The 25,733-nt window shown below is 72.7% G+C and carries 27 protein-coding genes; 12 read left to right on the plus strand and 15 right to left on the minus strand.

Annotated elements, in window-relative coordinates:
- Nucleotides 1-29: 29 nt before the first annotated feature.
- Nucleotides 30-701: an endonuclease NucS gene (gene nucS, locus AB0F18_RS08965; protein WP_344165307.1), complete on the minus strand. Its 672-nt coding sequence runs from the start codon at nt 699-701 to the stop codon at nt 30-32.
- A 220-nt stretch (nt 702-921) separates the two neighbouring features.
- Here nucS and AB0F18_RS08970 point away from each other — a divergent pair, with 220 nt between their 5' ends.
- Entirely contained in the window at nt 922-1,314 is a 393-nt protein-coding gene (locus AB0F18_RS08970; RefSeq protein WP_030235830.1) for an SCO5389 family protein, read from the plus strand.
- Nucleotides 1,315-1,450: 136 nt separating this feature from the next.
- Here the strand turns inward: AB0F18_RS08970 and AB0F18_RS08975 are convergent, their stop codons facing one another.
- A complete protein-coding gene (locus AB0F18_RS08975) occupies nt 1,451-2,482 on the minus strand; it encodes an LLM class flavin-dependent oxidoreductase (RefSeq protein ID WP_362056497.1) in 1,032 nt (343 codons plus the stop codon).
- Nucleotides 2,483-2,732: 250 nt separating this feature from the next.
- On the opposite strand from AB0F18_RS08975, the gene AB0F18_RS08980 reads away from it, so the two are divergent.
- Nucleotides 2,733-3,059: an ATP/GTP-binding protein gene (locus AB0F18_RS08980; protein ID WP_079429803.1), complete on the plus strand. Its 327-nt coding sequence runs from the start codon at nt 2,733-2,735 to the stop codon at nt 3,057-3,059.
- A gap of 10 nt (nt 3,060-3,069) precedes the next feature.
- Here AB0F18_RS08980 and AB0F18_RS08985 read toward each other — a convergent pair whose 3' ends face one another.
- From AB0F18_RS08985 to mce, 7 genes are all read right to left on the minus strand, one after another.
- The gene (locus tag AB0F18_RS08985; RefSeq protein ID WP_362056499.1) at nt 3,070-3,972 is read right to left on the minus strand and encodes an ABC transporter permease; all 903 of its coding nucleotides are present in this window, start codon (nt 3,970-3,972) and stop codon (nt 3,070-3,072) included.
- The gene (locus AB0F18_RS08990) at nt 3,969-5,090 is read right to left on the minus strand and encodes an ABC transporter ATP-binding protein (protein WP_362056501.1); all 1,122 of its coding nucleotides are present in this window, start codon (nt 5,088-5,090) and stop codon (nt 3,969-3,971) included. Before AB0F18_RS08990 ends, AB0F18_RS08985 begins: the two co-directional genes overlap by 4 nt.
- Before the next feature lie 169 nt (nt 5,091-5,259).
- A complete protein-coding gene (locus AB0F18_RS08995) occupies nt 5,260-6,039 on the minus strand; it encodes an ABC transporter permease subunit (RefSeq protein ID WP_362056539.1) in 780 nt (259 codons plus the stop codon).
- A 2-nt stretch (nt 6,040-6,041) separates the two neighbouring features.
- Nucleotides 6,042-6,968, minus strand: coding sequence for an ABC transporter ATP-binding protein (locus tag AB0F18_RS09000; RefSeq protein WP_362056503.1), 927 nt, complete (start codon nt 6,966-6,968; stop codon nt 6,042-6,044).
- 137 nt (nt 6,969-7,105) lie between these two features.
- A complete protein-coding gene (locus AB0F18_RS09005; RefSeq protein ID WP_042811317.1) occupies nt 7,106-8,044 on the minus strand; it encodes a cellulose-binding protein in 939 nt (312 codons plus the stop codon).
- A gap of 194 nt (nt 8,045-8,238) precedes the next feature.
- On the minus strand, nt 8,239-12,927 hold the full coding sequence (gene scy / locus AB0F18_RS09010; RefSeq protein ID WP_362056505.1) for a polarized growth protein Scy: 4,689 nt from the start codon (nt 12,925-12,927) through the stop codon (nt 8,239-8,241).
- 180 nt (nt 12,928-13,107) lie between these two features.
- Complete coding sequence (gene mce / locus AB0F18_RS09015) at nt 13,108-13,536, minus strand: methylmalonyl-CoA epimerase (protein ID WP_125816337.1); 429 nt, start codon at nt 13,534-13,536, stop codon at nt 13,108-13,110.
- Nucleotides 13,537-13,682: 146 nt separating this feature from the next.
- Here mce and AB0F18_RS09020 point away from each other — a divergent pair, with 146 nt between their 5' ends.
- Together AB0F18_RS09020 and meaB are read left to right on the plus strand one after the other, a co-directional pair.
- The gene (locus AB0F18_RS09020; RefSeq protein ID WP_362056508.1) at nt 13,683-14,885 is read left to right on the plus strand and encodes an acetyl-CoA C-acetyltransferase; all 1,203 of its coding nucleotides are present in this window, start codon (nt 13,683-13,685) and stop codon (nt 14,883-14,885) included.
- Nucleotides 14,886-14,896: 11 nt separating this feature from the next.
- Nucleotides 14,897-15,859 (plus strand): methylmalonyl Co-A mutase-associated GTPase MeaB, encoded by a 963-nt coding sequence (meaB, locus tag AB0F18_RS09025; RefSeq protein WP_362056510.1) that lies wholly within the window; start codon nt 14,897-14,899, stop codon nt 15,857-15,859.
- Nucleotides 15,860-15,959: 100 nt separating this feature from the next.
- Here meaB and AB0F18_RS09030 read toward each other — a convergent pair whose 3' ends face one another.
- From AB0F18_RS09030 to AB0F18_RS09050, 5 genes are all read right to left on the minus strand, one after another.
- On the minus strand, nt 15,960-16,556 hold the full coding sequence (locus AB0F18_RS09030; protein WP_362056512.1) for a PepSY domain-containing protein: 597 nt from the start codon (nt 16,554-16,556) through the stop codon (nt 15,960-15,962).
- A gap of 116 nt (nt 16,557-16,672) precedes the next feature.
- Nucleotides 16,673-17,149: a MarR family transcriptional regulator gene (locus tag AB0F18_RS09035; protein ID WP_362056541.1), complete on the minus strand. Its 477-nt coding sequence runs from the start codon at nt 17,147-17,149 to the stop codon at nt 16,673-16,675.
- A 76-nt stretch (nt 17,150-17,225) separates the two neighbouring features.
- On the minus strand, nt 17,226-18,044 hold the full coding sequence (locus AB0F18_RS09040) for an AIM24 family protein (RefSeq protein ID WP_362056514.1): 819 nt from the start codon (nt 18,042-18,044) through the stop codon (nt 17,226-17,228).
- Nucleotides 18,041-18,691, minus strand: coding sequence for an AIM24 family protein (locus AB0F18_RS09045; protein ID WP_079429815.1), 651 nt, complete (start codon nt 18,689-18,691; stop codon nt 18,041-18,043). Before AB0F18_RS09045 ends, AB0F18_RS09040 begins: the two co-directional genes overlap by 4 nt.
- Nucleotides 18,691-19,329: an AIM24 family protein gene (locus AB0F18_RS09050; RefSeq protein WP_362056516.1), complete on the minus strand. Its 639-nt coding sequence runs from the start codon at nt 19,327-19,329 to the stop codon at nt 18,691-18,693. The genes AB0F18_RS09045 and AB0F18_RS09050 overlap by 1 nt, the downstream gene beginning before the upstream one ends.
- 158 nt (nt 19,330-19,487) lie before the next feature.
- Between AB0F18_RS09050 and AB0F18_RS09055 the strand changes: the two genes are divergently transcribed.
- The 5 genes from AB0F18_RS09055 to AB0F18_RS09075 all read left to right on the plus strand — a co-directional run bounded on the left by AB0F18_RS09055 (nt 19,488) and on the right by AB0F18_RS09075 (nt 22,306).
- Nucleotides 19,488-19,832 carry a DUF3817 domain-containing protein gene (locus AB0F18_RS09055; RefSeq protein ID WP_362056518.1) on the plus strand — a complete coding sequence of 115 codons (345 nt, stop codon included), beginning with the start codon at nt 19,488-19,490 and terminating at the stop codon, nt 19,830-19,832.
- Complete coding sequence (locus tag AB0F18_RS09060; protein ID WP_362056520.1) at nt 19,829-20,125, plus strand: MTH1187 family thiamine-binding protein; 297 nt, start codon at nt 19,829-19,831, stop codon at nt 20,123-20,125. The genes AB0F18_RS09055 and AB0F18_RS09060 overlap by 4 nt, the downstream gene beginning before the upstream one ends.
- A gap of 176 nt (nt 20,126-20,301) precedes the next feature.
- The gene (locus tag AB0F18_RS09065) at nt 20,302-21,000 is read left to right on the plus strand and encodes a hypothetical protein (protein ID WP_362056522.1); all 699 of its coding nucleotides are present in this window, start codon (nt 20,302-20,304) and stop codon (nt 20,998-21,000) included.
- On the plus strand, nt 20,997-21,677 hold the full coding sequence (locus tag AB0F18_RS09070) for a DUF4166 domain-containing protein (RefSeq protein ID WP_362056524.1): 681 nt from the start codon (nt 20,997-20,999) through the stop codon (nt 21,675-21,677). Before AB0F18_RS09065 ends, AB0F18_RS09070 begins: the two co-directional genes overlap by 4 nt.
- Nucleotides 21,674-22,306 (plus strand): TetR/AcrR family transcriptional regulator, encoded by a 633-nt coding sequence (locus AB0F18_RS09075; protein WP_362056525.1) that lies wholly within the window; start codon nt 21,674-21,676, stop codon nt 22,304-22,306. The genes AB0F18_RS09070 and AB0F18_RS09075 overlap by 4 nt, the downstream gene beginning before the upstream one ends.
- Before the next feature lie 14 nt (nt 22,307-22,320).
- On the opposite strand, the gene AB0F18_RS09080 is transcribed toward AB0F18_RS09075, so the two are convergent.
- The gene (locus tag AB0F18_RS09080; RefSeq protein ID WP_362056527.1) at nt 22,321-23,316 is read right to left on the minus strand and encodes a DUF5937 family protein; all 996 of its coding nucleotides are present in this window, start codon (nt 23,314-23,316) and stop codon (nt 22,321-22,323) included.
- 114 nt (nt 23,317-23,430) lie between these two features.
- On the opposite strand from AB0F18_RS09080, the gene AB0F18_RS09085 reads away from it, so the two are divergent.
- The 3 genes from AB0F18_RS09085 to AB0F18_RS09095 are packed head-to-tail and all read left to right on the plus strand — an operon-like array spanning nt 23,431 to nt 25,637.
- Nucleotides 23,431-24,726, plus strand: a complete 1,296-nt coding sequence (locus tag AB0F18_RS09085) for an MFS transporter (protein ID WP_362056529.1) — start codon at nt 23,431-23,433, stop codon at nt 24,724-24,726.
- 21 nt (nt 24,727-24,747) lie between these two features.
- Complete coding sequence (locus tag AB0F18_RS09090; RefSeq protein WP_362056531.1) at nt 24,748-25,257, plus strand: MarR family transcriptional regulator; 510 nt, start codon at nt 24,748-24,750, stop codon at nt 25,255-25,257.
- A gap of 50 nt (nt 25,258-25,307) precedes the next feature.
- Nucleotides 25,308-25,637, plus strand: a complete 330-nt coding sequence (locus AB0F18_RS09095) for a DUF3817 domain-containing protein (protein ID WP_362056533.1) — start codon at nt 25,308-25,310, stop codon at nt 25,635-25,637.
- The last annotated feature ends 96 nt before the right edge of the window (nt 25,638-25,733 follow it).

The raw sequence follows: 25,733 nt of genomic DNA on the forward strand, positions 1-25,733 counted from the left end.
GGAGCTCGGGGGGCCGCTTCGTCCGGACGTCAGAACAGCCGCAGCTTGTCGTCCTCGATGCCGCGCAGGGCGTCGTAGTCCAGGACCACGCAGTCCATGCCCCGGTCATTGGCCAGAACCCGCGCCTGCGGCTTGATCTCCTGTGCCGCGAAGACACCGCGCACCGGCGCCAGGTGCGGGTCGCGGTTCAGCAGCTCCAGGTACCGGGTCAGCTGCTCGACGCCGTCGATCTCCCCGCGCCGCTTGATCTCCACGGCCACCGTCGCGCCCGACGCGTCCCGGCACAGGATGTCCACCGGGCCGATCGCCGTCATGTACTCGCGCCGGATCAGGGAGTAGCCCTCGCCCAGCGTCTCGATGCGGTCCGCGAGCAGCTCCTGGAGGTGCGCCTCGACGCCGTCCTTGATGAGGCCCGGGTCGGTGCCCAGCTCGTGGGAGGAGTCGTGGAGGACCTCCTCCATGGTGATGATGAGCTTCTCGCCCGCCTTGTTGACGACGGTCCAGACGTTCGCGTCGTCGCCGCTCCCCTCCTTGAGGGTGCACGGAGGCGACATCCAGTTGAGCGGTTTGTACGCCCGGTCGTCCGCGTGGATCGAGACACTGCCGTCGGCCTTCACGAGGATCAGACGGGGTGCCGAGGGCAGATGGGCGGTGAGCCGGCCCGCGTAGTCGACGGAGCAGCGGGCAATGACGAGACGCATGGTCGGCAACGCTACTCGACCGACGGGCCTTCACGCGATTCGCCCCTGAAAGCCCCGTTCGCCGATGGCGCGTTGTATGCGCATTCTCCTGGTGCGCCACCCGGCGGGCGCCTACCGTGGTGAGCGGGAGGTTGCCGAGCGTGCACACTGCGTCGCGGCCTCCTTCCCTGCCCGTACGGCTCCGGCGATCCAGAACGCCGGGGTCACGAGAGGAGAACCCATGTCGCTCGACGTCTCACCGGCCCTACTCGAACAGGCCGAGCGAGGCGAGGTCGACGAAGCCGCCTTCGTCGACTGCGTCCGGACCTCCCTGCCCTACGCATGGGAGATGATCAGCTCGTTGACGGCCCAGCTGGAGGTTGAGGGCGGAGAGTTCGCCGACAACCAGACGCCGCCGCCGGACGAGCAGGCGCGCGGCCAGCTGCTGCGCGCGCTCGCGAGTGACGCGATACGGGGTGCGCTGCAGCGGCACTTCGGGGTGCGCCTGGCCTTCCAGAACTGCCACCGCGTGGCGGTGTTCCCGCTGGATCCCTCCGTGGACGACCGGCTGGCCAAGTTCACCTCGATCCGCGGCCAGCTGCTCAACCAGTCGCCCGAACTGCGCGACTGCTAGCAGGACCGGTACTCGCTGCCGCTCCGTGTCGCGCGAGGTGCGACGGACACCGGAGCGGCAGCCCAGGCTGGGCAGGCTCCACGACAGGCCCCGCGACCGGCCCCACGACAGGTCACACGACAGGTCACACGGCGGGTCACACCAGCAGGGGCATGACCTCCGCGCCGAGCCGCCGGACGTTCTCCTCCGTCGCGGCGAGATCGCCGGAGCCCTCCGCCAGCAGGGCGAAGCGGGTGATGCCCGTACGCTCCGAGGTGGCCGCCAGCCGGTCCGCCGCGAGCTCCGGCGTGCCGACGGGGTGCAGGTCGCACAGCAGCTCCGTGTAGGCGTGGGGGTCGCGCATCGCGCGGTGCCGGCCGTCCACCGTCACGTGCGCGTCCAGGCCCTGCCGGAGCCAGCCCGGCATCGCCTTCAGCAGGGTCTCGCGGGCGTCCGCCGTACGGTCCGCCAGCTGGCACACCCCGGCCGACACGTGCCCGGCCGCCCGTACGGCCTCCGGTGCGTGCCCCTCGGCCAGCGCGGTCTCGCGCCAGAGCGCGACCATCTCCGCCTTGTCCTCGTCCCCGCAGTGCATCCCCAGCAGCATCGGCAGCCCGCGCCGCGCGGCCGTCCGCACCGAGGCGGGGGAGGTGCAGGCGACGATCACTTCCGGCCCCGTCCCGTCGCCGTCCAGAGCCTGGTCCGGGCGCGGTACGACGGCCACCTCGCGGAAGCCGTGCCGGCCGCCGGCCGCCCCCACCCGGGGCTGGGCCAGCCAGCGCCGCAGCAGGTCGAGGTCCTCCGGGAACCCGGACTCGTACGCCTCCAGGCCGCCCCCGAACACCTCCAGGTCCACCCACGGCCCGCCCCGCCCCACCCCGAGGGTGAACCGCCCGCCGGAGGTGACGTGGAGCAGGGCCGCCTGCTCCCCGAGGGACACCGGATGCGTGTTCGGCAGCACGCTCACCGCCGTACCCACCCGCAGCCGCCGGGTCCGCCCCAGCAGCAGCGCCGCCAGCGTCACCGCCGACGGGCAGACCCCGTACGGGACGAAGTGGTGCTCGGCGATCCAGATCGAGTCCAGCCCGGCCTCCTCGGCCACCTCGGCGGTCCGCACCGCCCGGTGCAGCGCCTCCCCCTGTCCCTGGCCCGGGAACTGGGCCGCCACTACAAACGCTCCTACGCGCATCGCCCTTGGCCTCCTCGCGGCTGGCGCGGCCTCCCCCAGGTGGACCGGCTCATGACTCGTTGATGGCATCAACGTCACTGGCAACAACGTCTGACACGTGCCAAAGGCACGGCCTGACAGGAAAGTTATTGAGATAGTCGGGCCAGTTCCGTTCGGAGGAGGGCCTTCACCGGACACCCTGCGGGTAGCACGGCTCGCTGCGCGTAGTCTGGGGGAAAGTCACTGCCCGCCGCGCCTTCGTGAGGTATACGTGTCACCGCGCCACAACCGCCCCAGGGGCGGAGAGACCCCGGACGAACGGCCCGGCTCCGGCTACGACCGCTACGGGCTGGAGCGGACCGAGGAGTATCTGGGCGAGGAGTGGAAGGTCCGGCACGTGGCGGGCGCCAGTGCGGCGGGCAAGCGCTACCGCTGCCCCGGCTGCGACCAGGAGATCCCCTCGGGCACCCCGCACGTGGTGGCCTGGCCCGAGTACGGCGGCGTGGACGACCGCCGGCACTGGCACAAGGCCTGCTGGAACGCGAAGGACCGCCGCACCTCCAAGGTGCAGCGGTCCCGCAACGCCCCGCGGTACTGAGCGGCGACGCTCAGACGTCCCGGCGGCGGACCACGGCGTACGAGGCGGCGATCGCGCCGGCCGTCACCAGGAGGAGCAGCGTCACCTGGGCCAGGTCGCTGGGCATCGACGCACCCCCGACCCCGCTGTCCTGCATCCCGAAGAGCTGGAACAGCCCGACGGGCGCGTTGTAGCGGAGCACCAGCAGGGCGAGCCCGTTGGTGACCGGCCAGACCGTCAGTATCGCCCCGAGCACCGGGGGCATGGTGACCACGCCGAGCATCACCGCGATGGCGCCCGCCGAGTGCCGTACCAGCGCCCCGACGGCGAGGGCGAGCAGGCCCAGCAGGGTCACGTAGAAGCAGCCGGCCAGCGCGCCCGCCCACTCGGTGAGGCCGTGCGGCCCGGCGGCGGGCCCGTTGTGCAGGATCGCCGCCCAGAGGCCGACGAAGCCCACCGAGCAGGTGGTGGTGGCGAAGGCGACCGTGCCGAAGACGAGGTACTTCGCGGTGAGCACCCGCAGCCGGTCGGGCGCGGCGGTGAACGTGGTGCGGATCAGGCCCGTGCCGTACTCGGAGGTGATCGTCAGCACGCCGAGCACGATCACGGCGATCTGCCCGACCATCAGCCCGAAGAGGGCCGGCGCGGTGTAGGGGAGGCTCTCGTAGTCGCGGGACGCGGTCTGGAGGACGGCGAGCATGCCGACGCCGACGACCAGGGACACGAGGGAGCCGAGCGTCCACAGGGTGGAGCGCACTGAGGTCAGCTTGGTCCACTCCGAGGCCAGCGCGTGCCCCAGGTGAGGGCGCGGCGTCGGCAGCGGGGAGGTGTAGGCGGCGGGTGTGCCCGGCCCGGATGCGTCCGGCCCCGGTGCGCTCGGCGTGCTCGACGCGGTCGCGCTCGCCGTCGGCTTCCCGGCGGGGGTGGTGGTCATCGGGGGTCCTCGGGGGTGTGCTGGGGGGAAGGGGCGAGGTCGGCGGCGGTGTCCGGCATCAGGAAGGGCCGCCGCTGCGATCCGGGGGGCGGGGGAGCGAAGAAGCTCGCCGCCGTCTCGGCCGTGACGGCCGCCCCGGCCTCGTCCTCCCACTCGGGGACGGTCAGCGGCTCGGGTTCCCACAGCTCGGCGCGGGGGTCGTCGGTGGAGGTGTACTCGACCGAGGTCTGCGTCATCCGCATGTAGGCCTCCTCCAGCGAGGCCCGGTGCGGGGACAGCTCCCACAGCCGTACGCCGGCGCCGTGCGCGAGGTCGCTGATCCGCGGGAGCTCCAGCCCGGTGACCCGCAGCGCCCCGTCGGGTTCCTGGAGGACCCGGCCGCCGGCCTTGGTCAGGGCGGTTCCCAGGGTGCGGCGGCCCTGGGGGTCCCCGTCGGCGGTGCGCACCCGCGCGAATCCGGCCGAGTTGTGTGTGATGAAGTCCTGCGTGCTCATGTCGGCCAGTAGCCGTCCCCGGCCGATCACGATCAGGTGGTCCGCGGTCAGCGCCATCTCGCTCATCAGGTGCGAGGAGACGAAGACGGTGCGGCCCTCGGCGGCGAGCCGGCGCATCAGGGTGCGGACCCAGAGGATGCCCTCGGGGTCGAGGCCGTTGACCGGCTCGTCGAAGAGCAGCACCTGCGGGTCGCCGAGGAGGGCGGCCGCGATGCCGAGCCGCTGGCCCATGCCGAGCGAGAAGCCCTTCGTCCGCTGGCGGGCGGCGGCCTGCAGGCCGACCACGCCGAGGACCTCGTCCACCCGCTTCTCGGGGATCCCGGAGAGCTGGGCGATGGCCAGCAGGTGGGTACGGGCCCGGCGGCCGCCGTGCACGGCCTTGGCGTCGAGCAGGGCGCCGACGTGCCGCTGGGCGTTGGGGAGCTCCCGGAAGGGGAGGCCGTTGATCGTGACATGACCGGAGGTGGGCCGGTCCAGGCCGAGGATCATGCGCATGGTGGTCGACTTGCCGGAGCCGTTGGGCCCGAGGAAGCCGGTCACGTGACCGGGCTTGACCTGGAAGGACAGCTGGTCGACGGCGGTTTTGGTGCCGAAACGCTTCGTCAGGCCGACTGCCTCGATCATCGTGCTGCCCCTTGTCGGCCCCGGACGGCTCTCGCCCGCCTATGCCCTAAGAGGGTATCGAGCCCCGGCCGGTTCCCGCCGGGGCCGGATCCCTGAGCTCTCCCTGAGATCCGGCCCGGGGTTTTCCCGTAGTACGCGAGGCGTCCGCCTTGAGACGGAGGCGCCGCCGTCAGGCGTCCCGCTTCCCGAGGACGAGGTAGCCGCCGATCACCGCCGCCGCCACCCACAGGACCATGATCCCGAGACCGCCCCAGGGGCCGTAGGAGGCCTCGGCGCTGTCCATGGCCCCGGGCACGACCTGCATGATCCGGGTGCCGGCCTGGTCGGGGAAGTACTGGGCGACCTGCCGGGTGGCCTCCACGGCCCCGAGGATGGTCGAGATCAGGAAGAAGAACGGCATCAGGATGCCGAGCGCCAGCATCGAGCTGCGCAGCATCATGGCCACGCCCATGGAGAAGAGGGCGATCAGCGCCATGTAGAGGCCCGCGCCGATGACCGCGCGCAGGACGCCGTCCCCGCCGATGCCGATGCCGTGCTCGCCCAGGATCGCCTGCCCGAGGAAGAAGGACAGGAAGCTGGTGACGAGGCCCACGGCCAGGGCGAGCCCGGTGGCCGCGGTGAGCTTGCCCAGCAGGAAGCTCCCGCGGGCCGGCACGGCGGCCAGCGAGGTGCGGATCATGCCGGAGCTGTACTCGGTGCCGACGACCAGCACCCCGAAGACGATCATGGCGAGCTGGCCGAGGCTCATGCCCGTGAAGCTCGCGAAGGTCGGGTCGAAGCTGAGCTGCTGCTCCTTGGCCATGTTCTTGAAGCCGGCGGCGAAGACGGCGCACAGCGCGGCGCCGATCCCGACCGTGACGACCAGGGCCGAGGCCAGGGTCCAGGTGGTGGAGGCGACCGTGCGGATCTTCGTCCACTCGGAGCGGAGGACGGCGGGGAAGGAGGCCACGGTCACTCGCCGCCCTTTCGGGGTGCGTGGGCGTGGTACTCGACGGAGTCCGCCGTCATGCGCATGAACGCTTCCTCCAGTGAAGCCCGTTGCGGGCTGAGTTCGTGCAGCACGATCTGGTGCTGGGCGGCGAGTTCGCCGAGCTGCTCGCTCGCGATGCCGTCGATTTCCAGGGTGCCGGTCGCGGGGACGCCGATGGCGTCGATGCCGGCCTGGTGCAGGACGTCCCTGAGCCGTTCCTGCTGCGGCGAACGCACGCGCACGTAACTGCGCGAGTTCTGGTGGATGAAATCCGCCATCGACAAGTCGGCGAGGAGCTTTCCCTGACCGATGACCACCAAATGGTCTGCGGTCAGCGCCATTTCACTCATCAGATGGGAAGAGACGAAGATCGTTCTCCCCTCCGACGCCAGACCCTTCATCAGATTGCGGATCCAGAGAATTCCCTCGGGGTCCAGACCATTGACGGGTTCGTCGAACATGAGGATCTCCGGATCACCCAGCAGGGCAGCGGCGATTCCCAGCCGTTGGCCCATTCCGAGCGAAAATCCTTTCGACTTCTTCTTCGCCACCGGCGTCAGGCCGACCAGGTCCAGCACCTCGCCGACCCGGCTCTTCGGGATCCGGTTCGCCTGGGCGAGGCAGAGCAGGTTGTTGTAGGCGCTGCGGCCGCCGTGCATGGCTTTGGCGTCCAGCAGCGCACCGATGTGCTTCAGCGGTTCCTTGAGGTCCCGGTAGTGCTTTCCGTCGATCCGGACCGTGCCACTGGTCGGGTGGTCGAGGTCCAGCATCATGCGCATGGTCGTCGACTTCCCGGCCCCGTTGGGGCCGAGGAAGCCGGTGACCGCCCCCGGTCTGACCTGGAAGCTGAGGTGGTCCACGGCGGTCTTCGCGCCGAATCGCTTGGTGAGGCCCTCTAGCTCGATCATGCGGCCACGCTAGAACGCCGCAGGGCCGTACGCCACCTCGAAAGGTGATGTACGGCCCTGTATGCCCGATTTCGACTACCGGGAAGTAGCTCCGCGTGCGTACGGGGGTGTATCCGCACGCGGGCGCAAGGGAGTTGCTACCGGCTCTGCTGGGCCGGAACGCCGCGGGTCACGGGCTCGTCGTCGATCGGGGAGCCGGCGGCGGCCACGGCCGCGCCGGTCAGGGTCGCCAGCATCTCGCGGACGTTGGTCAGCTGGGCGTTGATGGAGTCGCGGCGGTTGGTGAGCGCCGCCAGTTCGCGCTCGGACTCGCTGCGGATGCGGTCGGCCTTGGCGTTGGCGTCGGCGACGATGTCCTCGGCCTGGCGCTGCGCGGTCTCGACGGTCTGGCGGGCCCGGCGCTCGGCGTCCGTGCGCAGCTTCTCGGCCTCCAGGCGCAGCTGCTCGGCGCGGTGCTCGATCTCGGCGAGGCGCTTCTCGGCCTTCTGCTGGCGCGAGGCCAGGTCGCGCTCGGACTGCTCGCGGCGCTTGGCCAGGTTGGTCTCGAAGTCCGCGGCGGCCTGGGCGGCCTTGGCGCGGGTCTCCTCGAACAGGGCGTCGGCTTCCTCGCGCTTGGAGGCGGCGTCCTTCTGGGCCTCGGCGCGCAGGGTGGCGGCGTCGCCCTTCGCCTTCTCGACGATGCGGACGCCCTCGTCCTCCGCCTTCGACTTCCGGTCCGCGGCGAACGACTCGGCGTCGTTGCGCACCTGCTGCGCGGCGGACTCGGCCAGCTCACGGTGCTGCTCGGCCGCGCGACGGGCCTCCTCGCGCAGGTCCTTCGCCTCCTCCTCGGCCAGCCGCAGGATCTTCTCGACCCGGGCGCCGAGCCCGGCGTACGACGGCTCCGCGTCGCTCACCTGGGCCTGGGCGTTCTGCGTTTCGAGGTGCAGCTCCTCGATCCGCTTTTCCAGAGAGTTGATACGTCCAAGGGCGCTGTCGCGGTCGGAGACCAGCTTGGTAATGCGGTCGTCCACCTGACCGCGGTCGTAACCACGCCGCACGAGCTCGAAGCCGAAGGGGGAGGAAGTGTCGCTCATGGGGTTCCTGTCGAATGAGACCGATGAGGTGCTACGTGAGGTGTTAAGGGGAATCCTAGGCGCCCGGGCGGCGTGTCATCGAGTCAATCCGCGTTTGCCCTGGACAATGACACCCCTTTTGAGTGGCAAGGCGACGGAATGATTGTCACTCCTTCGACTGAACCTCCCTCAGAAGCACACATCCTGCGTTCCGACTACCCCTCCGACGCCTTACCGCCCGAACGAGTGGACCCCGCTGATGCGCCGGCCTTCACGCCCCCCGCGCCCTGGCCGCCCAAAGCGGGCTTTCCGCCACCCGAAGGTGCCTCGAATGATTCCAACGCCTCAAGAACGTCCTGGACACGGGAGATCTCCGCCTGAATGTCCTCGCGCCTGCGCACCAGGACCTCCAGCTCGCGCCGCCCCTCGTCCACGAGCCGCTCGGCCTCCGCCTGCGCCTCCGCGAGCACCTTCTCGGCCTGCCGCGACAGCTCCGCCTTCTTCTGCTCCGCCTCCTTGAGCAGCGTCTCCGCCTTGCGCACCGCGGCGATGCGGACCTTGCTCGCCTCGCTGCTCGCGTCCGACACCAGCTCCTTGGCCTTCGCCTCCGCCTCGGCGCTCTGCTCGGTCGCCGCCCGGACCAGCTTGTCCACGCGTTCGCCGGCCGACTTCATCTGCTCCGCCGACTCCCGGCGGGCACGCTCGTGCAGCTCCTCGACCTCGGACTCGACGCGCGAGCGCAGCTCCTCCGCCCGCTCCCTTATGGCGGCGGCGTCCGTACGCGCCCCGACCAGCAGCTCGTCGGCGTCCGTACGGGCCTTCTCCACCAGGGAGTTGCCCTCGACGGTCGCCTCCGAGGTGATCCGCGCGGCCTCCTTGCGCGCCGCGTCCACCATCGCGTCGGCCTGCTCCTCGGCCGCCGTGGTGGCGGCCAGCGCCTGCCGGCCCGCGTCGGAGGTCAGCTTCTCGGCCTCGGCCGCAGCCTCCGTGATGAGCCGGTCCACCTGCTCCGCGGCCTCGCGGCGGCGCTTGTTGGCCTCCTCGCGCGCCTCGTCCAGCGCCCGCTCGGACTCCTCGCGGGCCTCCGCACGCGTCCGCTCCGCCTCGGTGGCCGCCTCCGCCTTGACCCGCTCCGCCTCGGAACGGGTACGAGTCGCGTGCTCCTGCGCCGAGGCCAGCGCCTCGGCCGCGTCCGCGCGCAGCCTCTCGGCCTCCGTGGCCGCGTCGCCGATCGTGCGCTCGTTGTCCTTGCGGGTCTGCTCGGTGAGCTTCTCCGCCTCGGACACCGCCTCCGTGATGAGCCGGTCCGCCTGCTCGGCGGCCTCCGTGCGCAGCCGGTTGCCCTCCGCGCGCGCCTCGTCGAGGGTCTGCTCCGCCTCGCGCTCGGCGCTCGCCAGGGTCTCGTTCGCCGCGACCGTGACGCGCTCCGCCTCCGCGGTGGCCTCGCCGATGATCCGGCCGCCCTCGGTGCGCGCCTCGTCCAGGGTGCGCGCGGCCTCGGCACGCAGCCGGTCCGCCTCCGCCGAGGCCTCGCCGACCGTGAGTTCGTTGGCCGCGCGGGTCTCCTCGACGAGCCGGTCGCCCTCCGCACGGGACTCGACCAGGATCCTCGCCGAATCCCGCTCGGCCGCGGCCAGCGTCGCCGCGGCCTGCGCCGTCAGCTTCTCCGCCTCGGCGGCGGCCTCGCTGACCAGGCGGTCGGCCTGTTCGGCGGCGTCGCTGCGCAGCCGGTTCGCCTCGGCCCGGGCCTCGTCCAGGACGGACGCCGCCTCGGCGCGCGCGGCCTCCGCCGCCTGCTCGGCCTCCGCGGTCAGGCGCTCGGCCTCCGCGGTGGCCTCGCCGACCGTCAGCTCGTTGGCCGCGCGGGTCTCCTCCGTCAGCCGCTCCGCCTCGGCGGCGGCCTCGGCGATGAGCCGGTCCGCCTGCTCAGCCGCCTCGCTGCGCAGCCGGTTGCCCTCGGCGCGGGCCTCGTCCAGGACGGACGCCGCCTCGGCGCGGGTGGCCTCGGCCGCCTGCTCGGCCTCCGCGGTGAGGCGCTCGGCCTCCGCGGTGGCCTCGGCGACCGTCAGCTCGTTGGCCGCGCGGGTCTCCTCCGTCAGCCGCTCCGCCTCCGCCGTCGCCTCGGCCGTGATCCGGGCGCCCTCGGCGCGGGAGGCCTCCAGGGACTCCGCCGCCTCGTTCCGGATCCGGTTGGCGTCGTCGCGGGCGTCCGCCCGGGTCCGCGCCGCGTCGCGCTCGGACGCCGCCAGGGCGTCCGTCGCCTCCGTCCGCACCCGCTGCGCGTACTCGGCCGTGTCGGCGCGCAGCTGCTCGGCCTCGGCGATGGCGTCACCGACGGTGCGCTCGGCCAGGGCCTTCGCCGCGTCCGTCTCGATCTTGGCCTCGCTGCGGACGCGGGCCGCGTCCTCGCCGGCCCGCTCGCGCTCGGCGTGGGCGTCGGCGCGGACCCGGTCCGCCTCCTGCTCCGCCTCGGCGCGGGTGCGCTCCGCCGCGTGCTCGGCGGCGCTGCGCAGCCCGGCGATCTCCTCCTCGGCCTGCTCGTGCAGCCCGGCCACGGAGTCCCGTACCTGCTGGGCGGTGGCCTCGGCCGCCGCGACCAGCTCCGCCGCGCGGACCTCCGCCTCCTCGGTCAGACGGGCCGCCTCGGCCTGCGCCTCCTCCGAGCGCTTGCGGGCCTGCGCCAGTAGCTCCTCGCTCTGCTCGCGGGCCTGGGCCCGCTCGTTGCCCGCGTCCGTACGGGCCGCCGACAGGGTCTCCTCGGCCTCGCGGCGACGCCGGGCGGCCTCCTCCTGGGCGGCGGCCAGCGCCTCCGCGGCCTCCGCGGCGACCCGCTCGGCCGCCGCCTTCGCCTCGGCGCGCAGCCGGTCCGCGGTCTCCTGCGCCTCGGTGCGCACCCGCTCCGACTCGGCCTCCGCCTCGGCGCGCAGCCGTACGGAGACCAGCTCGGCCTCCGCGCGGACCCGGCCGGCGTCCTGCGCGGCCTCGGAGCGCAGCTGCTCGGCCTCCGCCTCCGCCTGGCCCTGGAGGGTGCGGATCCGCTCCGCCGACTCGGCGCGCAGCCGGTCGCTCTCCTCGGTGGTCTCCTTGCGGATGTTCTCCGCCGCGAGGCGGGACTCGCGCAGGGTCTGCTCGGCCGACGCCAGGCGCGCCTCGGCCTCCGACTGGAGCCGGGACAGCTCCGCGTCGGCCTCCGCCCGCTTGGCCGCCAGGGCCTGCTCGGTCTCCTCGCGCCGCGCGCGGGCCGCCGCGTCCGCCTCGGCGGCGACCGCCCCGGCCTGCTCCTCGGCCTCGGCACGCAGCCGCTCGGCCTCGGCGCGGGTGCGCTCCAGGGTCTCCTCGGCCTGCCGGCGCAGGGTGGTGGCCCGCTCCACGGCCTCGGCGCGGACCCGCTCGCTCTCGGCGGTCGCGCCCGAACGCAGCTCGTCGGCGTCCGCCTTCGCCTTGCCCAGGAGCTCCTCGGCGGTCTTGGCCGCCTCCTCGATCTGCCCGACCGCCTCGCGGCGGGCCTCGCCGCGGATCCGCTCGCCCTCGGCGACGGCCTCGGCGCGCAGCTGCTCCGCCTCGCCGCGCAGCCGCCGCGCCTCCTCCTGGAGTTCGACGGTGCGGGCCCGGTACTCCTCGGTGTCGTCCTTCGCGGCGCCCTTGAGCTCGTCGGCCGTGGCCGCGGCCTGGGCGCGCAGCCGCTCCGCCTCGGCCTCCGCCTCACGGCGGATCCGCTCGGCCTCCTCGGAGGCGGCGCGGGTGGTCGCCCGGGCGTCCTCCGAGGCCTTGTTCAGCACGTCCTCGGCCGTACGGGCCGCCTTGGCCAGCTGCGCCGCCATGTCCTCGGCGGCGGCCGTACGGGCCTGCTCGCCGGCCTCGGTGCGCAGCCGCTCCGCCTCCGCGCGGGCGTCGGCCAGCGCGTGCTCGGCCTCGGCCTTGAGGGCCTCGGCCTCCTTGGTGGCCTCGCCGACCAGCCGGGCCACCTGCTCCTTCGCGGTGCGGGTGCGCTGCTCGTTGACGGACTCGGCCGAGGCGAGCTGCCGGGCGGCGCTCTCCTTGGCCTCCGCGAGCAGGGCCTCGGCCTCCGCCCGGGCCGCGCGCAGCGCCCCGTCGGCCTCCTGGACCCGCGCCTCGGCGACCCGGCCGAGGTCCATCGTCTGCTGCCGGGTCTGCTCGGCCTCGGCGGTGGTGGTGGTGCGCAGCCGCTCGGCGTGCTCGGTGGCCTCCTGGGCCTGCGCGGAGGCGGCGGCCAGCAGCCGTTCGGCCTCCTTGCGGGCGCGCAGCAGCGAGGACTCGGCCTCGGCGCGGGCCGCCTCGGCGTCGGCGGCGAGCCGGCGGCGGGCCTCCTCGGCGGTCCGGGCGGCCTCGGCACGGGCGGCGTTCAGCGCCTGCTCGGCCTCGGCGCGGGACTCCTCCATGAGCCGGCGGGCCTGGGACTCGGTGCGGGCGCGCAGCTGCTCGGCCCAGGCCACGTTCTCGTTGACGTGCGCCTCGACGGTCTGGCGGCGCTCGTTGAGCTCCTGGTCCAGGCGCTGGCGGCGGTTGACGGCCTCGGCGTGCAGCTCGGCCTGCAGGCGCGCCTGGTGCTCGGCGTGCTCCTGGAGGATGCGCTGGGTCTGCGCCCGGGCGTCGCGCAGTTCGCGCTCGGCGTCGGAGCGCATCTGGTCGGCCTGGATCTGGGCATTGCGCAGCAGCTGCTCCGCCTGGTATCCCATGTCCGCGCCGTCGTAGGCGGGCCGGGACGCGAGGGCGCGACGCACCTCGTGCAGCTTGGCCCGCAGCACCTCGACCTGGTAGCCCAGGTCCTCGGCGTGCTGGACGGCCTTCCCGCGCTCCTTCCTCAGCCGCTCCATCTCGGCTTCGAGGCGCGTGAGATGGTCGGCTTCAGCCTGATGGCTCTCCTGGCTTTCGTAGCCGAGCACAGCGCGGTCCCGTCCGTCCCCTGGTCGCAAGCTCACTCCCAATTGAGCATCGCTCGCCCGCTGAACGACGCCCCCGGGGAAATGGTGTCAGAAACCGGGGCAGGGGTATCGGGCCCCGCCCCGTCTCCGACCGAACCCCGGCCGAGCCATGGCCACTCTACCGGCCGGGGAATGGGGGCATCAGTGCTCAGGGTTGCTGGTGACCAGTTCGGTGAGGACTCCGTGGCAGTCCTTGGGGTGCAGGAAGGTGATCCGGGAGCCCATCGAGCCGGTGCGGGGCTCGTCGTAGAGGACCCGGACGCCCTTGCCGCGGATGGCCTCGGCGTCGCCGTCGACGTCCGCTGTGCCGAAGGCGATGTGGTGGACGCCCTCGCCGTTCTTGGCGAGCCACTTGCCCACCGCCGAGTCCTCGCGGGTGGGCTCCAGGAGCTGGAGGTAGGAGGCTCCGCCGTCGGAGGTTTCGTTGATCTTGAGCATGGCCTCGCGCACGCCCTGCTCCTCGTTGACCTCGGTGTGGAACACCTCGAAGCCGTACGTGGCACGGTAGAACTCGACGGTCTTGTCCAGGTCGAAGCAGGCGATCCCGATGTGGTCGATTCTTGTCAGCATGGGTCCAGTGCACCGCCGAGGAGGGTCGTCACGCAACGTGCCAGCGATCACACCGACTGCCCGGTGACGGCGCGGGTACTGCTCAGTACATTCAGGTAAACCCTCGTTCACTCCTCAGCTTCCCCGCTGAAAGGGGATTCGCCCTCATGTCCGGAACGAACAACACCACCTCAGTGATCGTCGCCGGGGCCCGCACGCCCATGGGGCGGCTGCTCGGCTCGCTGAAGTCCTTCTCGGGCGCCGACCTCGGCGGCTTCGCCATCAAGTCCGCGCTGGAGCGGGCCGGCATCTCCGGCGACCAGGTCCAGTACGTGATCATGGGCCAGGTGCTCCAGGCCGGCGCGGGCCAGATCCCCGCCCGCCAGGCCGCCGTCAAGGCCGGCATCCCGATGAACGTGCCCGCGCTCACCATCAACAAGGTGTGCCTCTCGGGCCTCGACGCGATCGCCCTCGCCGACCAGCTCATCCGCGCGGGCGAGTTCGACATCGTGGTCGCGGGCGGCCAGGAGTCGATGACCAACGCCCCGCACCTGCTGCCCAAGTCCCGCGAGGGCTACAAGTACGGCGCGATCGAGATGCTCGACGCGATGGCCCACGACGGCCTGACCGACGCCTTCGAGAACATCGCGATGGGCGAGTCCACCGAGAAGCACAACACCCGCCTGGGCATCGAGCGCGCCCCGCAGGACGAGTTCGCCGCCGGCTCCCACCAGCGGGCCGCCGCCGCGCAGAAGAACGGCGTCTTCGAGGCCGAGATCACCCCGGTGGAGATCCCGCAGCGCAAGGGCGAGCCGGTGATCTTCTCCGTCGACGAGGGCATCCGCCCCGAGACCACGGTGGAGTCGCTGGGCAAGCTGCGCCCGGCGTTCGCCAAGGACGGCACGATCACCGCCGGCACCTCCTCGCAGATCTCCGACGGCGCCGCCGCCGTGGTCGTGATGAGCAAGGCCAAGGCCGAGGAGCTGGGCCTGGACTGGATCGCCGAGATCGGCGCCCACGGCAACGTGGCCGGCCCGGACAACTCCCTCCAGTCGCAGCCCTCGAACGCGATCCTGCACGCCCTGAAGAAGGAGGGCCTGGAGGTCGCCGACCTGGACCTGATCGAGATCAACGAGGCCTTCGCGGCGGTCGCCGTGCAGTCAATGAAGGACCTCGGCGTGACCCCGGAAAAGGTGAACGTCAACGGCGGCGCCATTGCCCTGGGCCACCCGATCGGCATGTCCGGCGCCCGCGTGGTGCTCCACCTGGCGCTGGAGCTCAAGCGCCGCGGCGGCGGTGTCGGTGCGGCCGCGCTGTGCGGCGGCGGTGGCCAGGGCGACGCCCTCGTGATCCGCGTCCCGAAGGCGTAGGTGCTGCCCTTATGGCGACGGTGGACGTCCCCGCGCTGGTGGCGCAGGCCCGCGAGGGCCGGCCGCGGGCGGTGGCCCGGCTGATCTCGCTGGTCGAGGGGGCGTCCCCGCACCTGCGCGAGGTCATGGCCGCCCTGGCCCCGCTGACGGGCGGCGCGTACGTGGTCGGGCTGACCGGCTCCCCGGGGGTCGGCAAGTCGACCTCGACCTCGGCCCTGGTCAGCGCGTACCGCAAGGCCGGCAAGCGGGTCGGCGTGCTCGCGGTGGACCCGTCCTCGCCCTTCTCGGGCGGGGCCCTGCTCGGCGACCGGGTCCGCATGTCGGACCACGCCTCCGACCCGGGGGTCTACATCCGCTCCATGGCCACCCGGGGGCACCTGGGCGGGCTGGCGTGGGCGGCGCCGCAGGCGATCCGGGTGCTGGACGCGGCGGGCTGCGACGTGGTCCTGGTCGAGACGGTCGGCGTCGGTCAGTCGGAGGTGGAGATCGCCTCGCAGGCCGACACCTCGGTGGTGCTGCTCGCGCCCGGGATGGGCGACGGGATCCAGGCGGCCAAGGCCGGGATCCTGGAGATCGGCGACGTGTACGTGGTGAACAAGGCCGACCGGGACGGCGCGGACGCGACCGCCCGGGAGCTGAACCACATGCTGGGCCTGGGCGAGTCCCGGGGTCCCGGCGACTGGCGCCCGCCGATCGTCAAGACGGTCGCGGCCCGGGCCCAGGGCATCGACGAGCTGGTCGAGCAGCTGGAGAAGCACCGGGCGTGGATGGACGAGCGCGGGGTGCTCGCCGAGCGCCGTGCGGCGCGGGCCGCGCGCGAGGTGGAGACCATCGCGATCACCGCGCTGCGGAGCCGGCTGGCCGACCTACACGGGGACGCGCACCTGGGAGCCCTGGCCGGGCGGGTCGCCGCCGGCGAGCTGGACCCGTACGCGGCGGCCGACGCGCTGCTGGAGAGCCTGACCGAGGGCTGAGCCCTCGGGGGCGGGGCGGGGGGTTCTCTCTCCCCGCCCCGCCCTTCCTCCGTGTTCCGGGGCCGTGCCCCGGACCCCGCGCCCCGACAGCCGGCGGCGGTCAGGAACCGTCGCTTCCGTCGTTGTCGTTGTCGTTTTCGTCGTTGTCGTTCGAGTCCGAGTGGGACGGGGTGACCTGGGCCGTCGTGGCGTTCACGTCGACGTTCGCGGTGGTGCCGTCGGTGGCCTTGATCTCGACGTGCCAGTACGGGGCGTGGCCGTTGTCATCGTCGTCGTCCCAGTCGAGCGAACGGACCTGGCCCGGGTGCGCGGCGAGTGCCGCCTTCATGGCCTGGTCGGCGGTGACCTTGGCGGCGATCAGCGCCTTGTACTCGCCGCTGTCCTCGTCGTGGTCCTGGTTGCGCTGGGTGACGGCTCCGCTCGCGGCGTTCACCTCCAGCTCGGCATGGCCCTTGCCGTCCTTGCCGATCACGTTCACGTGCCAGACCGAACCGTCCTGGTCGAGGGACTCGACGTAGCCCGGGTAGTGCTTCAGGGCCGCCGCCGCGGCCCCCTGGGCGTCGACGTCGGCACGGGCGGCGGTGGCGGCGGGAACGGTTCTCGCCGCGTCGGCGGATGCCGCTGCCGCGGCCGCCACCGGGCCTCCCGCCACCAGGGCCACGGACACGGCCGCAGAGACATACAGGGTGCGCTTCATGGCTGGACCTCCTAGGGCCGGCCGGAGCGCATGCGGTTGCCCGGCGTTCGGCCGGCGATGAGCTGTACCGCCCATTCTCCGGCCGACCGCCGGGTACGGCGCCTTGAGCGCCGGGTTCAGATCTTGCCGCGGGTGCCGCGCAGGTGCTCCGCGACGGGCGCCAGCGAGCTGCGCAGGGCCTGGAGGGCCTCCGGGGAGAGCAGGTCGATGAAGTGCTCCCGGACGGAGGCCACGTGGTGCGGGGCGACCTTGCGCATGGTGTCCATGCCCTCGTCGGTGAGGACGGCGTACAGGCCGCGCCGGTCGGACTCGCAGTTGACCCGGCGCACCAGGCCCGCGGTCTCCATGCGGGTGATCTGGTGGGACAGCCGGCTCTTGGACTGGAGGGTGGCGGTGGCGAGGTCGCTCATGCGCATCCGGTGCCCCTCCGACTCCGAGAGGTTCACGAGGATCTCGTAGTCGTTGTTGGTGAGTCCGAAGGGCTGGAGATCCTTTTCCAGCTGGTGCATCAGCAGTCTGCTGACGTCCAGGTGGGTGCGCCAGGCGCACTGTTCGGCATCGGTTAGCCAGCGGGTGGCCGTCTCGGTCTCCATCGTCTCCATGAAAGAACTCTACCTAAGAAGTTGAATTACGTACAAAAATACGACGATCTGCGGAACGCGCGGAACATCACAGTCCGAGCCGCCGCTGGAGGTCGCCGAGCTGCCCCGGCATCCGCGGCACACCCAGCCCCAGCTGCCCCAGCGGACCCTGGCCGGCCCCCGGAACGCCCTGCGACTCGCCCACCCCGGCGCCCACCGCGCCGACCGCCTGCTCGGCCATCAGCAGCTCGGTCGACTGGAGCAGCACCGTCCCGGCGCCGACGAACTCGAACTGGTGCTCCTCGCCCGAGGTGCCCCCGATGCCGGTCAGTGCCCGCAGCCCGCCGATCACGCCGGACATGTAACCGTGGTCGTAGTGGTGGCACGGGGAAGGGCAGTCCGCCCAGCCCACCAGGGCCTGCGGGTCCACGCGCAGCGGCGGCTCCATGAACACCACCGGTCCGTTGGACGCCGCCACGAACTTCCCGGTTCCGATCAGCGTCAGGAATCCCGGCACGATCGACTGCTTGAGGGCCAGCGAGGGCTGGTACGCCAGCAGGTTCCCCGACCGGATGGTCAGGTTTCCATTATCCAGATCGTACGAGTTGACGTCGAAGGCCCGGTCGGCCAGCAGCATCTTGCCCTGGCCCTCGGCCACCACCCAGTCGCTCGCGTGCAGCGGCGAATGGAAGCTGGTGCGCAGCAGCCGGTCGAAGCGGCCGTTGCCGATGCCGTTGAACTCGATGCGCCCGTAGTACGAGATCATCTTGCCCTTCTGCAGGAACCACTGGTTCCCCTTGAGCTCCACGCAGAAGGTGTACTTGTTGACGTTGTCGTCGGAGGGCAGCGTGTGCGGGTCGAAGACCGTCGGACCGCCCGGCCCGCCGGTCACGGGGCCAAAGTTCACAGCTTCTCCTCCGAGGCCTGTACGTAGACCGCGCCCTGGCCGGAGAGCTCCAGCTGGAACGCCTCGCCCGAGCCGCGCCCCACCATGTCCCGCCAGCCGAGCGCGGTGGAGAGCTTGTTCCTGACGTCCCCGTGGTGGGCCACGTACGCCTGCGGGTCGACGTGGACCGGCCGGTTCGGGGTGATGGGGAGCTCGATGACCCCGCCGTGGGCCATCACGGCGACCGCGCCGTGGCCCTTGAGGGTGGTGGTGAACAGGCCCTGCCCGGTCACCTGGCCGCGCACCATGCCCATGACACCGCCCTGCGAGCCCATGAACATCGTGCCCTGCTGGAGGGTGCCGTCGAAGGCGAGCAGCCGGTCGGCCTCCACGTAGAGGGTGTCGCCCTGGAGGTTGATCACTTGGATGTGGTGGCCGCCGTGGCCGAACATCACCGTGCCGCTGCCCTCGACCTCCATCAGCGGGGTCTGCTCGTTCGCCACCCGGCGCCCGATCATGCCCATGACGCCGCCCTGGCCGCCGGTGATGCTCGGCGTGAAGGAGACCTCGCCGCGGTAGGCGAGCATCGCCCCGCGCTGGCTGTACATCTTCTGCCCGGGGACCACCTGGGCCTCGACCATCTTCGAGTTGATCTCGCGGAACGGCATCAGAGGTCACCCCCGATCGTGTTGCGCTCGCTGGGCTGCACGTACACCAGGCCCTCGCCCTCGAAGCGGATCTGGAACGCCTCGCCGCCGCCCTCGCCGATCAGCGTGCGGAAGCCGATCCCCGACTGGAAGGACTGCTGGAGGTTCCCGGTGTGGGCGACGTACGCGCCCGGGTCCACCGAGAGCGGGTACTGGGCGCTGACGCGCAGCACCACCGCCGGCCCGTCGGACACGATCGCCGCCTGGCCGGTGCCCTCCACGGTCGTCGTGAAGAGCCCGTTGCCCGTACTGGCGCCGCGGAGCCCGGTGAACGTGGTGCCGGTGCGCAGGGAGGCGGCCGTGCACAGCAGGTTGCTGGACTCGACGTAGAGCTTCTCCCCGCGCAGGTCGACCAGGTTGATCTCACTCGCACGGTCCGCGAAGTAGCAGGTGCCGTGCCCCTGTACCTCCATCACGGTCATCTGCTCGCCGGTGAGCCGGCGCGTCACCATCCCGCGGAGGCCTTCGCCGCCGCCCGTCATCTTCTTGAAGGCCATCTGTCCGTCGTACGCGACCATGGAGCCGTTCTTCGCTTTCACGGCGTCCCCGGTCAGTTCGACGGCCAGCACCTTGCTGCCTTGGAGTCGGAACTGAGCCACGGGGATGACGGTATCGGCACCGGGCGGCACCGAACAGGGTCCGCAGGTCGATATACGCCACAATCGCCGGGGTTGGGGGTTCCGGCCCCCCGCCCGAAGATCCTCCGGAGCGGCTGAGACACTGGAGCGGACCGTGCCTCCAGCCCCGAAGGTTCCCCGTGGACATCAAGACCGCCTCCGCCCTGCACCGGCTGCGCCTCGTCTCCGTACCGGAGGCGCTGTCGTTCCCGGCCCTGCTGATCTTCGGCTCGCTGCTGAGCCGGATCTCGGACATCGACTACCTGATGATGCCGCTGGGCATCCTGCACGGGATCCTCTTCGTCATCTACGCGGTCTTCCTGCTGGACGTGTGGAACAAGGCGAAGTGGCCGCTGAAGAAGGTCGCCCTGTTCTTCCTGCTCGCCCTGCTGCCCTTCGGCGGGCTGTACGGCGACCGGCTGCTGAAGCGGGACGAGGCCGACAGCGTCGTCGCCGCCCGCGCGCGCGAGGCGGCCCGGGCGTGATCGTCGCGTTCTCGGTGACCCCGCTGGGGGTGGGTGAGGAGGTCGGCGAGTACGTCGCCGACGCGGTCCGCGTGGTGCGCGAGTCCGGGCTGCCGAACCGCACCGACGCCATGTTCACCACCGTCGAGGGCGAGTGGGACGAGGTGATGGACGTGGTCCGCCGCGCCGTCGCCGTGGTGGAGGAGCGTGCCCCCAGGGTCTCCTTCATCCTCAAGGCCGACATCCGACCCGGCGTCACCGACGGGATCACCTCGAAGGTCGAGACGGTCGAACGCCACCTCGCCGGCGGCTGACCCGGCCCGCCGAACTCCTTCCCGAAAGCGCCTCCCGCCCGTCCCGGCGGGGGGCGCTTTCGCATGCCCGGACCCGGAGCATGTGTGACCGGTCTCACTGTTGAGCGATCGCTCAAACCCGTCTAAGGTCGCGTTTGAGCGATCGCTCAACACGAGGGGCCGGGGGTGCGAACGGGATGGGCCTGTACGTCGAGACGGTGATCCGCACCGGGATGGACGAGCTGTGGGAGCGCAGCCAGGACCCGGCGCAGCACCAGCGCTGGGACCTGAGGTTCACCTCCATCGACTACCTCCCGCGCGTCGGTGACAAGCCCCAGCGCTTCCGGTACGCCACCCGCGTCCTGCCGTTCCTCTCCGTCGCCGGCACCGGGATCTCGGCTGGCGAGCGGCAGCGGCCCGACGGGACCCGGGTGTCCGCCCTGCGCTTCGCCTCGGACCATCCGCTGTCCCTGATCGCCGAGGGCAGCGGGTACTGGCGCTACGTCCCGGGCCCCGACGGGATCCGCTTCCTCACCGGCTACGACTACCGCCCGCGCTGGGGCCGCTTCGGAGTCCTCGCCGACCGGCTGGTCTTCCGTCCGCTCATGGGCTGGGGCACCGCCTGGTCCTTCGACCGGCTGCGGCTGTGGTGCGAACGCGGGACCCCGCCGGGCCGGGCCCTGGCCCGGGCCCTCGGCGAGAGCGTCCTGCGGGCGCTGGTCTGCGCCGCGGCCCTGGCCCTCGCGCCGCTCGCCGCCGCCCTGCCTGTCCTCGCCGCGGCGCTGCTGCTGCCGCCGCTCCCCGGCACCCCGGCCGCCCGCCGCTGCCTGCGGAGGCCGCCCGGCCGCACCGCCGTCACCGAACCCCGCCTGCTGACCACCCTGGAGCCGTCGTGACATCCATCTTCCGCGCCCACATGGGCGCCGACTTCGACCGCCTGCACCCCGAGCTCCAGCGCCGGTTCTCGGTCGGGCTGGAGAGCGGGGAGGGCTGCGTCGCCCAAGGGACCATGGAGCGGATCTGGCACGGGCGCGGCTTCGTGAAGCCCTTCCTGCGGCTCGGCGGGACCCGCAACATCCTGGTGCCGCGCGAGGGGCGCGACGTCCCGTTCGTCATCGAGAACATGCCCTACGCCGACTCGTACGGGCGCGAGACCGTCACCTTCGTACGGACCTTCCGGCTGCCCGGCGGGCCGCGCCGGTTCGACGCCACGATGATCCACAGCCCCGAGCGCGACTGCATCCTCGACTACCTGGGCACCCACCAGCACCTCGCGAGCGACCTGCACATGAGCGCCGAGCCCGACGGCTCCCTGCTCATCCGCTCCGGCGAGCACCGCTTCCGCGAGGGCCGCCTCGACTTCCGGGTGCCCGCGCTGGTGGGCGGGGACGCCGAGGTGCGCGAGTCCTTCGACGAGACCACCGGCCGGTTCCGGATCCGGGTCCGGGTGACCAACCCGTACTTCGGGCCGCTCTTCGGCTACGAGGGCAGCTTCACCGCCCGGTACGTGGACGTCCGCACCCACGGGGTGCGCGGCGGTCTGCGGCCCGTCCGCGAAGAGGCCCGGGCATGAGCGCGGCCACCAAGGAGAAGCTCCTCGAAGGGGCCCTGCGCACCCTCGTCGAGCAGGGCGTCGCCAAGACCTCCGCCCGGAACATCGCCGCCACCGCCGGGGTCGCCCAGGGGCTGGTCTTCTACCACTTCGGCTCCGTGGATGAACTCCTCGCCGAGGCCTGCCGGTACGGCGCCGCGCAGCGCGTCGCGCGCCACCGCGACCGGCTCGCCGCGCTGGGCAGCCTCACCGAACTGCTGGAGTTCGCCCGCGCGATGCACGCCGAGGAACGGGCCGGCGGCTACGTCGCCGTGCTCGGGCAGCTGCTGGCGGCCGCGCAGTCCTCCCCGGCCCTCGCCGCCGCGACCGCCGACGGGCTCGGCCTGTGGATCGCGGAACTGGAGGCGGTCCTCACCCGGCTGCTCGCGGCGACCCCGCTGGCCGGCTTCGCCGACCCGGCGGGCCTGGCCCGGGCCACGGCCGCCTCCTTCGTCGGCATCGAGCTGTACGAGGGGGTCGACCCCGACGGGGCCGGCCGCGCCCTCGACGCCCTGGAACAGCTGGCCGCCCTGGCCTCGGTACTGGAGGGCCTCGGCCCGCTGGGCCAGCGCGCCGTCCGCCACGGCCTGCGCCGCGGCGCCCGCGGCTGAGGGCGCGGGCCCGGTCAGGCGGCCGGGGTGCCCGAGGCGAGGGCTATCGCCAGGGGGGTGCGCTCGTAGCGGACCTGGTGGCCGTGGCGGGACGGGATCAGCAGGCCCGCCTCCCGGAGGACCTTCAGGTGGGCCGAGACCGTCGACGGGGCCAGGCCCAGCCGGTGGGCCAGGGCCGTGGTCGAGGCCGGCTCCTCCAGGGCGCACAGCACATCGGCCCTGACGGGGCCGAGCAGGCGGGCCAGCGCGGCCGGGGTGTCCTCGCGTACCGGGGTCCACAGCGCGCCGATGCCCCGGGCCGCGTAGACGACGGTCGGCTGCCAGGGCGGGTCGAAGCCGCCCGCGATCTGCGGCCAGACGAAGGCGCTCGGCATCAGCAGCAGCCCCTGGCCGCCCAGGACGCGCTCGTGGTGGGAGGGCCGCTCGATGGTCAGGGTGAGCGAAGCGGAGTCCCAGGCGAGGTCCGGGTGCAGCCCGTCGAAGAGCGCCTCCAGCCCGCCGGCCGCGAGGCGGCGCGAATGGAAGAGGACGTCCGCCTCCAGCAGGGCCCGCAGCCGCGGCCAGTGCGGCTCGACCAGGACGTTCCAGGCCCGCTCCAGCAGATCGGCCAGCTCCCGTACGGACCGCGCGGGATCCGCGAGCAGGGACCGGCCCAGGTCGCTGTCGAGCGCGCCCGGCGTGCACTCCAGCGCCTTGCGCATGTCCTCGCGCGCCTCGGCCGGGTCCGCCGCGCGCACCAGCGCGAGCTCCTCCTCGAAGGAGACGCCCGGTCCGCTCGGCGGTGGGCTGATGAAGTCCGTGCTGTGCCCCCGCCGCGGCATCAGCAGCCACAGCGGCCGCAGGTCCAGCCCCGCGGCCGCGGCGCGGATCCCGCGCAGCCAGGGCAGGTGGTAGCCCTGCCGGTCCGGGCGCTTGAGGGTGCGGACCGCCTCCTGGGTCTCCCACAGGGGCGACAGCGCGAACCGGCACCGCAGCAGGTCCGCGTGCCCGAAGTGGTGGAGCAGCCCCATGGCCGGCCGCCTCCCTTCGTGTAGCGCGACGGCACCGACCCGAGGACTCTGCCCCAACATTCGCCCCCACGCGAATCCCTGGGCCCCCGGCCCCGGCCCCGGGAAGCTGCGGCCATGCCGACCGACTCCCGAGCCCCCGCCGGCGGGGCCGCACCACGCACCGGCCCGCCCCGCCGCCCCACCGCGCCGCGGACCGGCTACCGGGACGTGTTCCGCGTCCCCGAGTTCCCCGCCGTCTTCGCCGCGCACCTGATGTCCGTCCTCGGCGTCGTCGTCGCCGAGATCTCCCTCACCGTCCTCGTCTACCGCGCCACCGGCTCCCCGCTGATGAGCGCGCTCACCTTCGCCCTCGGCTTCCTCCCCTACGCCCTCGGCGGCACCCTGCTCGCCCCCCTCGCCGACCGGTACCCCGCCCGGCGGGTGCTCGTCGTCTGCGACCTGCTGTGCGCCGCCTGCGCCGCGGCCATGGTCTGGCCGGGGACCCCCGTCGCCGGGATCCTCGTCCTGCGCTGCGCCATGGCCGCCGTCGCGCCCCTCTTCCAGGGCGCCCGCAGCGCCTCCCTCGCCGACATCCTCGGCCCCGGGGAGTCCTTCGTCCTGGGCCGGTCGCTGCTGCGGATGGTCGCGCAGAGCGCCCAGCTCACCGGCTTCGGCCTCGGCGGACTGCTGCTGGCCTTCCTCGCCCCGCGCGGGGCGATCGCCCTCACCGCCGCCGGGTTCCTGGCCTCCGCGCTGCTGCTGCGCCTGGGCACCAGGGCCCGGCCCGCCCGCGCCGGCGCCGGCCGGGCCTCCGCGCTCGGGGGGATGCGCGCCGTCCTCGGGGACCGCCGGCTGCGCGCCCTCACCCTGCTGTTCTGGATCCCGTCCGCCTTCACCGTCGTCCCGGAGGCACTGCTCACCCCCTACGCCGACGGCCTCGGCGCCGGCACCGTCACCCTCGGGGTGCTCATGTGCGCCCTTCCCGTCGGCACCATCGCGGGTGAACTCTGGGCCGGCTCCGCCCTCAGCGCCCGGACGCGCGCGCGGATCACCGTCCCGCTGGCCGCCGTCAGCCTGCTCCCGCTCCTCGTGTACGCGGTCCGCCCCGGCGCCCCCCTCGTCGCGGGGGCGCTGGTCCTCGCCGGGCTGGCGCACGCCCACGCCCTCGGCCTCGACCGGATGTACGTGGACACCGTCCCCGAGGAGCTGCGCGGCCGGGCGATGACCCTGCTCGGCACCGGGCTGATGACCTTCCAGGGGGTGGGCATGGCGCTTGCCGGAGCCGCCGCCGAGTTCTTCCCGCCGCACGCCGTGGTCGCCGGCTCGGCCGTGCTCGGCACCCCCGTCGTCCTCCTGCTGCTCGCCGAACTGCGCGCCACCGCGCCCCCGGAGGGCGGGCCGAGGAGTGAGACGGGCGGCCGCCGGAAATGACCGACCGGTAGGGTCTGGTGGATGCCGAAGCCGCTCAGCCTTCCCTTCGACCCCATCGGCCGCGCCGACGAGCTGTGGCGCCAGCGCTGGGGTCCCGTGCCGTCCATGGCTGCGATCACCTCGATCATGCGCGCGCACCAGATCCTGCTCGGCGAGGTCGACGCGGTGGTGAAGCCGTACGGCCTGACCTTCGCCCGGTACGAGGCGCTGGTGCTGCTCACCTTCTCCCAGGCGGGGGAGCTGCCGATGTCGAAGATCGGCGAGCGCCTGATGGTCCACCCGACGTCGGTGACGAACACCGTGGACCGGCTCGTGAGGTCCGGGCTGGTGGCCAAGCGCCCCAACCCGCACGACGGCCGCGGCACGCTCGCGTCCATCACGGACAAGGGCCGCGAGGTCGTCGAGGCGGCGACCAAGGACCTGATGGCGGTCGAATTCGGGCTCGGCGCCTACGACGCCGAGGAGTGCGCGGAGATCTTCGCCCTGCTCAGGCCGCTGCGGGTGGCCGCCGGGGACTTCGAGGAGAGCTGACGGCCGGGGTGCGTCAAGATCGAGCAAATCGGACGGTTACGCTCGACGGCATGAAACGAAGCGTGCTGACCCGCTACCGCGTCATGGCCTACGTGACCGCGGTCATGCTCCTGATCCTCTGTGCCTGCATGGTGGCGAAGTACGGCTTCGACACCGGCGCCGACCTGACCCTCGCGGTCTCGCAGGTCCACGGCGTGCTCTTCATGATCTACCTGGTCTTCGCCTTCGACCTCGGCTCCAAGGCGAAGTGGCCCTTCGGCAAGCTGCTGTGGGTCCTGGCGTCGGGCACCATCCCGCTGGCGGCCTTCTTCGTCGAGCGCGGGGTCCGCGCCGAGGTCGAGCCGCTCGTCGCGGACGCTCCGGTCACCGTCTCGGCCTAGCTGTATTGCCCAGTGAGGTTGGGGACGCGGCTGGCGGGTGGTTTGCCTGCGAGCGCGGTGTGTCCTCGGTGGTGATTGTAGGTGTGGAGCCACTTG

This window comes from Streptomyces sp. NPDC029216 (genome assembly GCF_040648015.1).
Classification (GTDB): Bacteria; Actinomycetota; Actinomycetes; order Streptomycetales; family Streptomycetaceae; genus Streptomyces.

Excerpts from the sequence above, each read along its gene's own strand:
- nucS (WP_344165307.1), bottom strand. The coding sequence starts at position 701 with ATGCGTCTCGTCATTGCCCGCTGCTCCGTCGACTACGCGGGCCGGCTC.
- AB0F18_RS08970 (WP_030235830.1), top strand. The coding sequence starts at position 922 with ATGTCGCTCGACGTCTCACCGGCCCTACTCGAACAGGCCGAGCGAGGC.
- AB0F18_RS08975 (WP_362056497.1), bottom strand. The coding sequence starts at position 2,482 with ATGCGCGTAGGAGCGTTTGTAGTGGCGGCCCAGTTCCCGGGCCAGGGA.
- AB0F18_RS08985 (WP_362056499.1), bottom strand. The coding sequence starts at position 3,972 with ATGACCACCACCCCCGCCGGGAAGCCGACGGCGAGCGCGACCGCGTCG.
- AB0F18_RS08990 (WP_362056501.1), bottom strand. The coding sequence starts at position 5,090 with ATGATCGAGGCAGTCGGCCTGACGAAGCGTTTCGGCACCAAAACCGCC.
- AB0F18_RS09000 (WP_362056503.1), bottom strand. The coding sequence starts at position 6,968 with ATGATCGAGCTAGAGGGCCTCACCAAGCGATTCGGCGCGAAGACCGCC.
- AB0F18_RS09005 (WP_042811317.1), bottom strand. The coding sequence starts at position 8,044 with ATGAGCGACACTTCCTCCCCCTTCGGCTTCGAGCTCGTGCGGCGTGGT.
- mce (WP_125816337.1), bottom strand. The coding sequence starts at position 13,536 with ATGCTGACAAGAATCGACCACATCGGGATCGCCTGCTTCGACCTGGAC.
- AB0F18_RS09020 (WP_362056508.1), top strand. The coding sequence starts at position 13,683 with ATGTCCGGAACGAACAACACCACCTCAGTGATCGTCGCCGGGGCCCGC.
- meaB (WP_362056510.1), top strand. The coding sequence starts at position 14,897 with ATGGCGACGGTGGACGTCCCCGCGCTGGTGGCGCAGGCCCGCGAGGGC.
- AB0F18_RS09030 (WP_362056512.1), bottom strand. The coding sequence starts at position 16,556 with ATGAAGCGCACCCTGTATGTCTCTGCGGCCGTGTCCGTGGCCCTGGTG.
- AB0F18_RS09035 (WP_362056541.1), bottom strand. The coding sequence starts at position 17,149 with ATGGAGACCGAGACGGCCACCCGCTGGCTAACCGATGCCGAACAGTGC.
- AB0F18_RS09045 (WP_079429815.1), bottom strand. The coding sequence starts at position 18,691 with ATGCCGTTCCGCGAGATCAACTCGAAGATGGTCGAGGCCCAGGTGGTC.
- AB0F18_RS09065 (WP_362056522.1), top strand. The coding sequence starts at position 20,302 with ATGGGCCTGTACGTCGAGACGGTGATCCGCACCGGGATGGACGAGCTG.
- AB0F18_RS09075 (WP_362056525.1), top strand. The coding sequence starts at position 21,674 with ATGAGCGCGGCCACCAAGGAGAAGCTCCTCGAAGGGGCCCTGCGCACC.
- AB0F18_RS09080 (WP_362056527.1), bottom strand. The coding sequence starts at position 23,316 with ATGGGGCTGCTCCACCACTTCGGGCACGCGGACCTGCTGCGGTGCCGG.
- AB0F18_RS09085 (WP_362056529.1), top strand. The coding sequence starts at position 23,431 with ATGCCGACCGACTCCCGAGCCCCCGCCGGCGGGGCCGCACCACGCACC.
- AB0F18_RS09090 (WP_362056531.1), top strand. The coding sequence starts at position 24,748 with ATGCCGAAGCCGCTCAGCCTTCCCTTCGACCCCATCGGCCGCGCCGAC.
- AB0F18_RS09095 (WP_362056533.1), top strand. The coding sequence starts at position 25,308 with ATGAAACGAAGCGTGCTGACCCGCTACCGCGTCATGGCCTACGTGACC.